This is a genomic window from Microcystis aeruginosa NIES-4325, assembly GCF_008974145.1.
GTDB classification, from domain to species: domain Bacteria; phylum Cyanobacteriota; class Cyanobacteriia; order Cyanobacteriales; family Microcystaceae; genus Microcystis; species Microcystis aeruginosa_G.
This window is the reverse complement of record NZ_BJKP01000052.1, coordinates 1-13,541: the sequence shown is the minus strand read 5'-3', so window position 1 is coordinate 13,541 and position 13,541 is coordinate 1. Positions and strand designations below refer to the sequence as shown.

At 47.5% G+C, this 13,541-nt stretch carries 12 protein-coding genes and 1 pseudogene; 2 read left to right on the top strand and 11 right to left on the bottom strand.

Annotated elements, in window-relative coordinates; all coding sequences use genetic code 11:
• Positions 1 to 119: 119 nt before the first annotated feature.
• The 3 genes and pseudogenes from MiAbW_RS17930 to kdpA form a co-directional block, all read right to left on the bottom strand.
• A pseudogene (locus tag MiAbW_RS17930) lies at positions 120 to 590 on the bottom strand (HindVP family restriction endonuclease); the annotation flags it as partial.
• On the bottom strand, positions 590 to 2,749 hold the full coding sequence (gene kdpB, locus MiAbW_RS17925) for a potassium-transporting ATPase subunit KdpB (protein ID WP_151697207.1): 2,160 nt from the start codon (positions 2,747 to 2,749) through the stop codon (positions 590 to 592). The gene kdpB and the pseudogene MiAbW_RS17930, both read right to left, overlap by 1 nt.
• A gap of 15 nt (positions 2,750 to 2,764) precedes the next feature.
• Positions 2,765 to 4,510: a potassium-transporting ATPase subunit KdpA gene (gene kdpA, locus MiAbW_RS17920; RefSeq protein ID WP_151697206.1), complete on the bottom strand. Its 1,746-nt coding sequence runs from the start codon at positions 4,508 to 4,510 to the stop codon at positions 2,765 to 2,767.
• Positions 4,511 to 5,114: 604 nt separating this feature from the next.
• On the opposite strand from kdpA, the gene purB reads away from it, so the two are divergent.
• Positions 5,115 to 6,410, top strand: coding sequence for an adenylosuccinate lyase (gene purB, locus MiAbW_RS17910; protein ID WP_151697208.1), 1,296 nt, complete (start codon positions 5,115 to 5,117; stop codon positions 6,408 to 6,410).
• 72 nt (positions 6,411 to 6,482) lie between these two features.
• The gene (locus MiAbW_RS17905) at positions 6,483 to 6,749 is read left to right on the top strand and encodes a HepT-like ribonuclease domain-containing protein (RefSeq protein ID WP_238707339.1); all 267 of its coding nucleotides are present in this window, start codon (positions 6,483 to 6,485) and stop codon (positions 6,747 to 6,749) included.
• A gap of 153 nt (positions 6,750 to 6,902) precedes the next feature.
• On the opposite strand, the gene MiAbW_RS17900 is transcribed toward MiAbW_RS17905, so the two are convergent.
• The 8 genes from MiAbW_RS17900 to MiAbW_RS20285 all read right to left on the bottom strand — a co-directional run.
• Complete coding sequence (locus tag MiAbW_RS17900; RefSeq protein WP_151697204.1) at positions 6,903 to 7,559, bottom strand: class I SAM-dependent methyltransferase; 657 nt, start codon at positions 7,557 to 7,559, stop codon at positions 6,903 to 6,905.
• A 100-nt stretch (positions 7,560 to 7,659) separates the two neighbouring features.
• Positions 7,660 to 8,013 (bottom strand): DUF1257 domain-containing protein, encoded by a 354-nt coding sequence (locus tag MiAbW_RS17895; protein ID WP_002731874.1) that lies wholly within the window; start codon positions 8,011 to 8,013, stop codon positions 7,660 to 7,662.
• A 134-nt stretch (positions 8,014 to 8,147) separates the two neighbouring features.
• Positions 8,148 to 9,659, bottom strand: coding sequence for a stress-responsive protein Ycf46 (ycf46, locus tag MiAbW_RS17890; RefSeq protein WP_061430126.1), 1,512 nt, complete (start codon positions 9,657 to 9,659; stop codon positions 8,148 to 8,150).
• Positions 9,660 to 9,738: 79 nt separating this feature from the next.
• Complete coding sequence (locus tag MiAbW_RS17885; RefSeq protein ID WP_151697203.1) at positions 9,739 to 10,089, bottom strand: hypothetical protein; 351 nt, start codon at positions 10,087 to 10,089, stop codon at positions 9,739 to 9,741.
• Between the two features lie 200 nt (positions 10,090 to 10,289).
• Entirely contained in the window at positions 10,290 to 11,045 is a 756-nt protein-coding gene (locus MiAbW_RS17880; protein WP_151697202.1) for an amino acid ABC transporter ATP-binding protein, read from the bottom strand.
• A gap of 97 nt (positions 11,046 to 11,142) precedes the next feature.
• Positions 11,143 to 12,438 (bottom strand): IS110 family transposase, encoded by a 1,296-nt coding sequence (locus tag MiAbW_RS20290; RefSeq protein ID WP_238707338.1) that lies wholly within the window; start codon positions 12,436 to 12,438, stop codon positions 11,143 to 11,145.
• A gap of 232 nt (positions 12,439 to 12,670) precedes the next feature.
• Positions 12,671 to 13,066, bottom strand: coding sequence for a hypothetical protein (locus MiAbW_RS17870; RefSeq protein ID WP_151697201.1), 396 nt, complete (start codon positions 13,064 to 13,066; stop codon positions 12,671 to 12,673).
• 200 nt (positions 13,067 to 13,266) lie between these two features.
• A partial coding sequence (locus MiAbW_RS20285; protein ID WP_238707337.1) for a hypothetical protein occupies positions 13,267 to 13,541 on the bottom strand: 275 nt, incomplete at its 5' end.

The window sequence follows — 13,541 nt, the reverse complement described above, 5'->3', positions numbered from 1 at the left end:
AAAATTTCTGGAGCCCAGTGGAATGAAGAAAATATCCCTCAAGTGCTTAAACACCGCTGTGCTTACCTAAATAACAGTCTTTAGCTATTGAATAGTATTTATGTTCTGACAAAACTGACTTGCTCCCATATTTCTTGGCTAGATTCTCTAGATAAATCGACATTAAATATCGGATGACTAAAGTTATTTCTATAGACATCTATAGCAGGTATCCAATTATCAAATGCAGCCACAATAGTAAACCCCGCTTTCTGGAAACCTAAAGATAAACCACCACAACCAGCGAATAAATCGATTGTGATCATTTTGCTCCCTCCTCTAAATTGACTCTCGAAAGCATAAAATAAATTATCGGAATCGGGAGCTAGACCGTATAACTCTTTTGTACTTAACTCCGCCGGTTGAATTTTTAAATTTTCATCAAGTTTCAAATATACATTTTTCGGTCTTTTCCCATCTAAGTAAGCGCACAAAGAAGCTGGAAATGAGGAATTAAATTGATTTTTACCCCATGTTTCTTTTTGGGTAAAATCCCGATTCGAGTGCTTCAATCCGAATAAACTAGGCTTAAATATTGCAGATTTTACCATTACCTCAACCCGATCGCTGAAATTATCTCATCAATAATCTTAATGGCAATAAACGGCGCAATCATGCCCCCCACGCCGTAGATGAGGATATTGCGCCGCAATAGTTGGTCAGCGGTGAGCGGGCGAAATTGAACGCCTTTAAGTGCTAGGGGAATCAAAACGGGGATAATCAGGGCATTGTAGATCAGGGCTGAGACGATCGCCGATTGAGCGCTTTTCAAACCCATGATATTTAAAGCACCGATCCCAGCGGCGGCGAAAATCGTCGGGATAATGGCGAAATACTTAGCAATATCGTTAGCTACCGAAAACGTGGTCAGGGCGCCGCGGGTAATTAATAACTGTTTGCCGATGGTCACTAAATCGATCAGCTTGGTCGGGTCAGAATCCAGATCCACCATATTAGCCGCCTCCTTCGCCGCTTGGGTTCCAGAGTTCATCGCCACACCGACATTAGCCTGGGCCAGTGCCGGTGCGTCGTTAGTGCCGTCCCCCGTCATGGCAACTAACTTGCCCTGGGATTGCTCGCGACGGATCACCTCGATCTTATCTTCTGGGGTAGCCTCGGCGATAAAATCATCCACCCCTGCCTCCGCTGCGATCACCGAGGCCGTGATCTGGTTGTCGCCGGTGAGCATGATCGTTCTCACCCCCATGCGCCGTAATTGGTCGAAACGCTCTTTTAATCCCGGTTTCACTATATCTTTGAGATAGATCACCCCGTAGATATCGTTACCCCGACAGACGGCCAGGGGAGTTCCCCCCAAACGGGAAACCCTTTCCTGGGCCTGATCGAGGGTATCGGGAACGGAACCACCCCTAGAACGGACGAAACCTTTAATCGCTTCTACGGCCCCCTTGCGGTATTCCTCGCCGTCCCTATCGGTGCCGCTCATGCGGGTACGAGCCGAGAATGGGATTACCTCGCCAGGTTGGCCATCGATATCGAGGTTCGCGCCCAAATTCCGGGCTAAGGCAACGATCGAGCGTCCTTCCGGGGTTTCGTCGAAAAGGCTGGCCGCTAGACAGATGCGGGCTAATTCCTCGAGGTTATGACCGTTCACGGGGATAAATTCGTCAGCCAGTCGGTTGCCGAGGGTGATCGTTCCCGTTTTGTCGAGAAGGAGGGTATTCACGTCGCCGCAGGCTTCCACCGCGCGCCCGGAGGTGGCGATGACGTTAAACTGAGCCACACGATCCATCCCGGCGATGCCGATCGCGCTCAATAAACCGCCGATCGTCGTGGGAATGAGGGCGACGAGGAGCGAGATCAAGATGGCGATACTGGAACCGGCCCGAAAGGTATCCGCAACCGCCGGCCCGAGGCTCGTTTCCAGGAAACCGGCGATATAGTTCCCGATCGGCGGAATCGTGGCCACGACAATTAGAAAGACTTGGGTTAACACGGCCAGAAGTACCGTCAGGGCGATCTCGTTGGGGGTTTTCGTGCGCTCGGCCCCTTCCACAAGGGAGATCATGCGATCGATAAAACCCTGGCCGGGGTCTTGGGTGATCCGCACTGTCAACTCGTCCGAGAGAAGCCGCGTACCACCGGTGACGGAACTGGCGATGTCGGTGCCGGGTTGTTTGAGGACCGGGGCCGATTCTCCGGTGATCGCCGATTCATCCACCGAACCGATTCCCTCGATCACTTCCCCATCGGCGGGAATCACGTCCCCGGCCACCAGTTTTACCCGATCGCCCCGACCCAAGGCCGTGGAACTGACCGACTCGATCGAGCCGTCGGCCAGGATTTTTCTGGCAGTCGTGTCGCTGCGGGTGGAGCGTAGGGCATCGGCCTGGGCTTTTCCCCGTCCCTCGGCGACCGCCTCGGCGAAGTTGGCGAACAGCACCGTGGAGAAGAGGATCAGGGTGATGATGCCGTTAAGTAGCCGTTGTTGTCCGCTGTCTGCGGCGATTGTGCCGAATAGATTCGGGTTGATCGTGACTAAGGCCGTGACGATCGTTCCTAACCAGACCACGAACAGGACCGGGTTACGCACGGCGATGCGCGGGTCGAGTTTGAGGAAGGACTGCCGGATCGCGCTTTGATAGAGACCGGTCCGGTTTACCTTGGGGGTGTGGCGGCGGTCGTCCCGGCGACCTCTCGGCACTCGCAACGGTCGGGGGGACTTAGAATTTCCTTTGTTCGTTCTCATAAATTATCTAAACTCCTAGCCGATCATCCGGGTGATTTGAAAGGCTTCCGCGATCGGCCCGAGAGCCAATATCGGCAAGAAAGTGAGCGCACCGAGAATTAAAATCACCCCCGCCGTCACGCCGGTAAAGAGTCCGGTATCGGTGCGGAGGGTTCCGGTGGTGGCGGGAACCGGTTGTTTGCGGGACATCCCATCGGCTAACAAGAGCAGGGCAGCGATCGGAATATACCGTCCGGCAAGTAAACTAAAGGAGGTGCTCAGATTCCACCAGAGAGCGGTCATCGTCGGTTTTGCCCCAGATGCGATCGCAAGCGGTGCGGGTTGGGAGTCCGCCAGTCCCTCGAATCCCGACCCGTTATTGGCAGCGGCGGAAGCGTACTCGTAGATAACTTGAGATAATCCGTGAAAGCCGGGGTTACTGATGCCTTGAAAATCAGGGATAGCAAGGGCGATCGCTCCGGGGATGAGGATGGCAATCGGGTGAACCAGCAGAATTAAAAAACTGGCTAATACCACTTCCCGTTTCTCAATTTTGCGCCCGAGGAATTCTGGGGTTCTTCCCACCATTAGCCCGGTGACGAATACCGCGAGGATTAGATAGGCGAACAGGTAGGCGGTGCCGGTTCCCTGGCCTCCAAAAACGATTTGCAGGAACAGATTCGAGAGGGTGGCAAAGCCGCCGTTCGGCATCAAGGAATCGTGCATGGCGATCACCGCACCGCACATGGTGGCCGTGGTAGTTACCGCGTACAGGGCCGATTGCGCCCAACCGAAGCGTACTTCTTTCCCCTCGAAGTTAACCGCTCGATCAACCCCTAGCAGGGAGTTAACCGCCTGGTTGCCGTTATATTCTCCGATCGCTGTGATGATCGTAAAGCCGATGAAGATACCGAGGGGAATTAGATAGATTAACCGAGCTTGCTTGAGATTATCGGCGAAAACCCCGTAGGTATAGATCAGGGAGGTGGGAATCGAGAGAATCGCCACCAACTGTACCAGATTGACGAATCCGTTCGGGTTTTCCAAGGGGTGGGCCGAGTTGCTGGCAAAAAAGCCGCCGCCGTTTTCTCCCAATTCCTTAATAATCTCGAAGTGGGCCACTGGACCGCGGGCGATCGCCTGACTCAGGTTGGGGTTTTCTAGCGTCGGCAAGATCGCCGGGCCGGCGAGGGTTTCCGGAACTCCGGCGATGATCAGGGCAATTGCCCCCACGATCGAGATCGGTAAGAGGATACGGGTGATCGCTCGGATCAGATCGACGTAGAAATTGCCCAACGGTCGCCCCGTCAGTCCCCGAATAAAGGCGATCCCCACCGCTAGACCGGTTCCGGCCGAGGTGAACATCTGGTAGCCGAGTCCCCAGCTCTGACTCCCGTAGCTGAGGGTGGTTTCTCCGGAATAATGCTGTTGGTCGGTGTTGGTGATAAAGGAAATCGTCGTATGTAGCGTGGTGTCCCAAGTGGGGGCGGGGATTCCGGTCGGGTTGAGGGGAAGGACTCCTTGTCCCGCAATCAGGGAAAAAACCAGAACTGCTATTACCGCGTTACTGTAGAGAACGGCGCGGGCGTACTGCCAGCCGGTCATATTCTCTTTTCCTTTCACTCCGACGAAGCTGTAAAGAAGATTCTCGGCTCGATCGCACAGTGGGTCGAGTAGGGTTCTCTGTTCCATGAAAACCCTCGCCATATACCCCCCGAAAAAGGGGGTGATTGCCACGATTATCAGGATCGTGAGCGCGATTTGAATCCATCCTTGCAACATGGTTCGATCAACTCCAAAAAAAGGCCTGTGGAGGCTCGATCAATGATCGACCGGGAAAATCACGGGTTCGCTGTCTCGAAACCGCTTGCTGAAAACCGAGTTTGTCTAATCATTAGCGATAGTTAGTGGGAGAAGGCCTGCGCCAGAGCAAGCTCCAACAGCTAGAAGAACCCCAGTTCGGGCTAAGTATAGTCATTTCAGATAAGTCTGATACACTCTAGACCAGTTAAACCCTTATGAACTATGGCATTGATATTGTCAATCTTAATTGAAATGACTATAATATCAGATTCGGATGATTAACCGCAACAAAAAAACACTGTGTCAGCAATTCTAAATGTGCCCTGTAGCAAGGCTTTTGGGAGTTAGTTCGCATCATACGGGGTAAAATTCAATGGGATGGCGAATTTCATTTGACGAGTCTTCAGGCTTTTGACGTGATAGTACACCCAAAGTTGCCCCAAAAATCCCCCTTTAAAATGTTCTTTAAATCCCTAAAAGGCTTGCTGTGTCTAAAACTGAGAATTGCTGCCGCTGCCCCTTGCCTATTCCCAGACTTGCCCCGATCCGATACAATTAAAAGGTTGTCTTGGAAGAATTAATAGTGATCGAGCGTTATACTCTCCCCGCAATGGGGAATTTGTGGACGGATAGATATAAATATCAAACATGGCTAGAGGTAGAGATAGCCGTCTGTGAAGCGCAGGCAGAATTAGGCTATATTCCCGCAGATGCAGTAGAAGAAATTAAGGCAAAGGCTAATTTTGATCCCGATCGCATTTTAGAAATAGAGGCAGAAGTGCGCCACGATGTCATCGCCTTTTTAACAAATGTTAACGAATATGTGGGTGAGCCGGGACGTTATATTCATTTGGGCTTAACCAGTTCTGATGTACTAGATACTGCTTTATCCTTACAATTAGTCGCCAGTTTAAACCTGATTTTAGAACAATTAGAAGATTTTATTCAAGCCCTGCGCTATCGCGCCCAAGAACACCGTTATACAGTCATGGTAGGACGTTCCCACGGCATTCACGCCGAACCGATCACCTTTGGCTTTAAACTAGCGGGATGGTTAGCGGAAGTGCTACGGGGACGCGATCGTTTAATTCGCTTGCGTCAAGACATCGCCATCGGTAAAATATCCGGTGCAGTGGGAACCTATGCCAATATTGACCCCAAAATTGAGGCGTTAACCTGTCAGAAGTTAGGATTAGAACCGGATACCGCTTCCACTCAAGTGATCTCGCGCGATCGACACGCCGATTATGTGCAACAATTAGCCTTATTAGCGGCTTCGATCGAACGTTTTGCCGTGGAGATTCGCAATCTGCAAAGAACCGATGTCCTAGAAGTGGAAGAATACTTTTCCAAAGGACAAAAAGGCTCCTCCGCTATGCCCCATAAACGTAATCCCATCCGTTCAGAACGCTTAACGGGAATGGCGAGAATTATCCGTAGTCATAGCGTTTCCGCCTTAGAAAATATCGCCCTCTGGCACGAAAGAGATATTTCCCATAGTTCCGTAGAACGGGTAATGCTGCCGGATGTCTGCATTTTGACCCACTTTATGATCAAGGAAATCACCGATTTAGTCAAAAATCTGCTGGTGTATCCCGAAAACATGAAGCGAAATATGAATGTTTACGGCGGCGTAATTTTCAGTCAAAGAGTTCTTTTAACTTTGGTGAGTAAGGGAATTAGCCGGGAATCTGCCTATAAAATCGTCCAAGAAAACGCCCATAGTGCTTGGAACACCGATAACGGCAATTTTAAAGCTTTTATCAGTCAAGATGAACGAGTTACCGCTATTTTATCCCCCGACGAGATCGAAAGTTGCTTTGATCCCCAGCAGCACTTGAATCATCTTAATAGCATCTACCAAAGGTTAGATATTTAAGGAGCTTTCAGTTATCAGCTATCGGCCACGTTTTTGAGATCGGCAACTTGAAACCTTGGGAGTAACAATACCATGACCATTACCGTGAGCGACACTTCGACACATTTCGACAAGCTCAATGTAAAAGCTCAATGTAAAAGCTCAGTGTCCGCCGGACGAGTTTCCCAAACAACCAGACAGAACTTGCCGAACATTGCTTGGCAAGAAATCAAGGGAATGCGAAATCGGTTGGTACATGAGTATGATGATGTCAACATCAACATCGTTTGGGATGTGGTTCAATCGCAGCTCCCATCACTAATTGAGGAGTTAAAGTGGCAAATTCCTCCTCAACGTTGAGGGTTGTTAGGCGGAATTTAACGACTTGCAACGGGGAGAACTTAATGATTTTGTCGGGTACGTTCCCTGCTGCAAATGCGACTAAGCAACTAATCGACGAGGGGGAACGCACCTAATAATTATTAGGAATAACCCTAGTAGTGTTAACGGTGATTATAATCCTAGAGATGATTCTTTTTTCCCTATCACTGCATAGAAGGGATCGGCGGCCATAATTCCTAACATTTGCAGGAAACTGGGGGTAGTAGCAGGACGAACGATCGCCTGTACTTCCCTAAATCCCGCCACCGATTTAAAATAGGATTTCACTAACGCTACCCGGCCTAAATCGCTATTATCGCGCCAAGCAGCGATCGCTTTTTGGTAAAACATACGATTGGAAAAACTGACCACCACCAGACCATTAGGCTTTAAAATGCGATAAAGTTCCGCAAAAATCGCCTCTGGATACTGCAAATACTGCACCGACACCGTGATTAACACCGCGTCAAAAGAACTATCCTCTAGGGGCAATTTTAGCTGTGCATTGAGGTCTTGGACAAAATAACTATGCAAGCGGGGATTTTTGGCTAACTCCTCCCCATTCATCCCGTGACCTTCGATATGCTCGAATTCCATCTCCTCCGGTAAATGGGACACCCAGCTGCTCATCAGGTCTAAAATGCGCGTATTCGGCGATAATATCTCTCGGTAGAGAGCAGTTAATTGATCGATAAAACCCTCATCCACGTGGGTGACAAAGCGGGGAAAAGCATAAAAATCGCTGTCTTTGGTCGGATCGAGTTTAGTTCTTTCTTCGGGTCGGAGCATTTTTGTCAAGTTAATTTTACTATTCTTAACATAGCCCAGAGACAGAAAAAAGGGTTAACCGAACTGGTCAACCCCTAGGCTTGGGAACGCGCTGTAAATCTTAGCTTTGAACGACTAGCTTAACGTTAGCGTTTTGCAGACCGCGCTGTTTCACTTCGGATAGGGTTTTGTTCACAGCGTATTTTTGGTTGATCGAGTTGATCAATTCGGTTTGATTGTGTTTTTTGGCCACACCCCAGAGGTCAGCGATTAAATCGAAACTGCCGTCGGTATTGCGAGACCAACCGAGATCATATTCGCCATCGAGAACAGCAACGATGTCGGAGCGAACCCGTTGACCGTTGTAACCACGAACATCAGCTTCGGTTTTAACGCTAATGCCGAGGTCGCGGAGAGAAGCTTTGAGGATTTCGGCATCGGTGATTTTTGTCCGGAGAGTGCTGAAATGAGACATTGGAATTTCCTCTTTGTAGATAAGAATTAACAACAACAGATTGAGAGTTAAAGAGTGCCGCCAAGCGGCTTTTCGAGGCATTGCTAGTCCCTGAGAACTAGCCTTTCATCCCGTTGGGAGCGGGCGAAAGTCTGTTAGAACTCCAATCGCTGGTACTCAGCGACGGAGGCCGAAGCAGGTCGGGCGCGTTGTCTGGCCCAATCACGCAGGGCAGTTACCTGTTCGGTCATGGTGCGAGATAGGGGCAGAGTCGCCTTAATCGCCGCAATAATGTCCAATTGCGTGAATTCGCGATCTTGGGCGAAGGCCTCATACATGGCGGCAATCAGCGCCTGTTCTATTTCCGCACCGGAAAACCCATCGGATACCTTGGCTAACTGCTCCAAATCGAAGCGAGAAATGTCGGAGCGTCGTTTAGTCAGGTGAATATTAAAGATATCTTGTCTTTCTTCGGAATTGGGCAAATCCACAAAGAAGATTTCATCGAAGCGCCCCTTGCGGAGAAATTCCCCCGGTAGCCGTTCAATCCGGTTAGCTGTGGCCATAACGAAGACGGGCGAGGTTTTTTCCTGCATCCAGGTCAGGAAGGAGCCGAAGATGCGGCTAGAGGTTCCCCCATCGGAATCGGCGGACCCTGTACCACCGGCAAAAGCTTTATCTAATTCATCGATGAACAGAATCGCCGGGGAGATGGATTCGGCAGTTTTTAAGGCATTACGCAGGTTAGCCTCAGACCGTCCCACCATGGAACCATCGTAAACCCTTCCCATATCTAAGCGCAGGAGCGGTAAACTCCAGAGGCGCGAGGTGGTTTTAGCGATTAAGGACTTACCACAGCCCGGTACTCCTAAAATTAGCATCCCTTTCGGTTGGGGGAGTCCGTAACCTCTGGCTCTTTCCGTAAAGGCGTTCGAGCGCTGTTTTAACCATTTTTTTAATTCTTCCAGACCGCCGACGGCGTTGATGGTCTCGTCTTCTTCAACGTATTCTAAAATTCCGTTGCGGCGAATCAGTTGTTTTTTCTCGGAAAGGACGATTTCTACCTCGTCTTCCGTAAGTTTGTTCGCTTTTACATGGGCTTTGCGGTAAACTTTTTCAGCTTCATCTTTGGTTAAACCCAAAGCTGCTTTCAGGAGTTTTTCCCGGACCTCTGTGGTGGTACGACGATTTTGATTTTTGCCCAGGTGCTGCGAGAGAACTGTATCTAACTCTCCCATGTCCGGCAGGGGAAAATCTAGAACTACTACGTCTTTCTCTAGTTCTATGGGGACTTCTTGCAGGGGAGACATTAGAATTATGATTTTTTCGGTTCCTTTAAAGCTGGCGATCGCATCTCTTAACCAGCGAGTGACCGGAGCAGAAGTGATGAACGGATGCAGGTCTTTGAAAATGTAGATGCCCGCTTCCCGTTGACGCACTACCCATTCGATCGCCGCTTCTGGCGACACGGTATTATGTTGACTGGTTTGGCGCGGTTGACCCAGTTCGATCATGCCGTGGGTGACAGTCCAGACAAACACCCGTCGATGTTGTGTATTTAGTTGGGCTATTTTGCTGATGGCTTCTTCCGCCCTTTCCTCCTCGGAGGTGACGAGGTAAATCAGGGGATACTGAGCCTTGACGAGAATTTCTAGCTCTTCTTTCATAACATCGACCCTATTTGTGGTAACGGTTTTGACCTTGGGCGGCTGATGGCTGTAGATGCCTTGTTCGGCTACTGAGAGTTTAGCAGGGAACTAAGGCCGCTTCTCCCTCTGTGATTCCTTGAGCGCCAACGGGTTCGGGAACTTCGATCGGGAACTCGTCGCCCACTATTGCGGGCTGGTGTTTGATCGACCTTAGCCGATCTTCTTTCATTACTAACGCGGCATCACACTCGGGACAGACATGAACCTGATAGGTTTTGCCATAGGCGGCGGCTTCAATTTCTTCTACCTTTTCGGGGTATTTTAGGTAAAAAGCGATCGCTTTTTCCACCAGCCCTGACATCGATTCTTCATCGATCGCAGCTTTTATCTTTAGTTGACGATGGACTCCAGGGGGAAGGTACAGTGTGACTTTTTGCTTGTCTTGCATATCACTAAATTGGTTTACCCGGGTATGTGTCCTTACTATAACCACTGTCTTCCCTCCCTGTCAAGATGGTAAGCTGTTATAACGGCATAATTGTAATATTTCTTTACAATTGTTGGGAAAGTGGGGTGATGGGGAGGTGGGGGTGTGGGGTGTGGGGAGAATACTGTCTCCTACCTCCTGTCTCCTGAATTCAGCCAACCCTAATTACTATTGATGCGACTTAAAAAAGCTTGTAGGCGCTCGCTGTGGGGATGATTAAAGAAGGTGTCGGGATCGCCTGCTTCTTCGATGACACCTTGATTAAAGAACAAAACCTTGTTAGAGACCTCCTTGGCGAACTGCATTTCGTGGGTGACGACCACCATAGTCATACCGTCATCGGCCAATTGACGCATAACGTTTAACACTTCCCCGACTAATTCCGGATCCAGGGACGAAGTGGGTTCATCAAATAAAATCACCTCTGGTTTCATGCAGAGACTGCGAGCGATCGCCACCCGTTGTTTTTGTCCTCCCGATAATTGGTCGGGATAAACATCGGCTTTTGGGGCTAATCCCACCTTTTCCAGATAATGAATTGCGGTATCTTTAGCCTCATTTTCCGAGTGGTGTAACACTTGCTTGGGGGCCAACATCAAGTTTTGTAAAACGGTGAGATGGGGAAAAAGATTAAAGTGTTGAAACACCATACTTACCCGGCTGCGTAACTTGCGGAGGACTGATTGATTTAACTTCGGGGAAGAGATGTCAATTCCCATCACCTCCAAGCGGCCGCCGTTAATTGTTTCCAAACGATTGAGACAGCGTAAAAAGGTACTTTTGCCGCAGCCAGAGGGACCGATTACCGATACCACATCCCCTTGATAAAGAGTGCCTGTAACTCCTTTAAGTACCTCTAAAGAGCCGTAACTTTTGCGTAAACCTTCACTAACAATCACAGGGGTGGTAGTGGCCATGATGTCCTCTCGTAAAAAATTTTACATTCTGTATCAAAATATCCAGATTAGTTTCTGCTAAATTGTATCCTTAACGACATTTTATCAAAGGCAATAATCACTTTACTAAATTACCCGTTAAAAGTCGATACAAAAGCCTAGTCTCGTAAAACAGTAAACGGCAAAGTCCATCTTTGCCTAGTGCTTTAAAACTTGGTAGCTCTTGGGTGACTTTGGTTTTTTGCCCGGTTTTCTCGTTTTGAGTAAAATAGGAGTGACTTCTAGGATTTAACCAAGAGTTCTTAAGTTTAGCGATAATCTCCGTTTTAGCGGGTTTATTCGGGCAAATAGTCACCATTGCATGAGCATACAAGTGAGAACGTACCAAGTCGGAACCCTTCCAAGACTTTTTGACTTTGTTCTGCTTAGCTGATGTATCCCCTGAAATTTGATAGGAGTAGCTTAACCCTAGATAAGCCTGAAACTTTCTCAGACTGATATCGTGATTACTTCTAAAATAGCGTTTACCGTTGACTAAGAATCTTTCGATAGGATAACAGTGTAGAAGTAATAAACTTTGAGTAACAGTCCCGAAAAGAAATTGGTCAAATACCTGGCAATAGGGCTTAAAATGACTTAACCCTAGTATTTCTCTTAACTCTTGTTCCTTGACCAGGATTCTAGATTGATAAGTAATAATGTCACAAGCTAATAACCGACTATATTCCTTAATTCCAGTTCCGGCAGTGTCCTTAATACGCGAGTTTTTTTTTAACCCGGCGATATGCCCTAACGTGGGGTTATGCCCATTAACCCCGATATATTCAAAGTCTTTCTGAGCAATTTCGGGAAACTCACAACATAATCGCTGTCTAAGTTGATTAATCAAAGAGTTTTTATTCTTATCAAGTTGTTCTCTTTCGTGAAAAGTCAAGCGGAGTAGATCGATTGAGTCATGGTCATAATTGTTTAAGATCGGAGGATTACCTAGATCGTCTAACCCTGACTTGTCGAAATAGGTTAATGCAATAGTTAAAGCGTCAAGATAGTCGTCTTTGTTCTTAGTCTTAAAGTAGTGCTGACGATTTATCTTAGTTTGCTGATGAGATATCCAATAGATATCTAGTCCTAACTTCTTAGCACAATTAACCCAGAAGCTTGCATACCAGTAACCCGTAGGTTCTAAGATGATAGCATCGACTTCTAAGGATTTAACAATCTCGATTGCTTCTGCATTACACTCTAACTTGTAAGCTATCTCATTAAGTTGAGTATTTCCTTTGATCCGCGAGTATCCTTTAATTGGTTCTCCAATATTTTTCGAGTATTGCAAGGGAGAAACAGACGGAAATTCGCACAACAAAACCACGATAGCCCAATTACGACTAACGTCTATCCCTAGTATTCTTTTCATGGTTTATAATGGGAGTTAATTAGATTTAAAAAGAATTAGCCTTACGATACTCCCGTAGGGCCTTTTAGTCCCTATCTCACTTTAAAAGGCAAAATTCTTAAAAGTCCTCGAAGTCTTACGATTATTGGACAAGCTAAAGCTCGAAATCATAATAAAAGACACTCTCGGACTAGGATCAGGTTTGGATCCTAACCCCGGCCTCTCGCTTTTTAGGCGAGAGGGCGCGACTAGGTTAAAACTCACTTTCTTCTAGACGAATTCCTGTAGATGCTATCCAGGGAAAGTCATCATCGTCGTCGTCGTCGTCGTCACGTTTTAGATCAGGATAGTCCTCGTGTATTTCTTCTAGAGTCGGTTCATAATTTGGCTCATTTTGCATTACTTCCTCTAGGCTAGGAATATCCTCGTGATTGTAGCGCTTGTCATCTCGGAATTCTTCATCCCAATTAACGGTTTCATTCCAAAGAACTTGGGACAAAGCGATCACGTCTTCACCATCAACAAAAATACTAGAATTATTTGACATTTTTAGGATTAACTTGTCACTTTCTAAGTTAATAAAAGTAACGTGATCTAGATTAACCCAACATTGGCCGATCGAGTCTCGAACAAAATAAAATTTACTCATTAGTTACCTCATCAGTATCGTAGGCCGTGCTGCTGTTTTTAATGAAATTATCGCAATCTACATGGATTAAATTATCAACGTTGACTAACTTCCCATTGTCAAACACCCATGAGTTAACAATAGGAGAATAGTAATCGTTCTGATAGCTAAAACCAGCAGAATAACGCTTAGAATGATTAGGTAGTCCATCATCACTCTAGTTAAAAAGGAACTTGTTCCAAAACTCCACCATTTAACTCCCAATTGCGGATCGGATCCTTTTTGAAATAATACCCGTCAGGTTTTATTTTGAAATTCTCTCGGTATCTCTTGGTATATCGGGGAATTATCTCACCTGTCTTGGTACGGAGATGACTACTCTCATAGTTATCGCTAGAATCTAGTGGAATTTCTGCGACAGGTACGATATGATAAGAGTTAACCCCTACTTTAACCCTTACATATTCATAGTTTTCTAATTCTTGGTTACTTATTT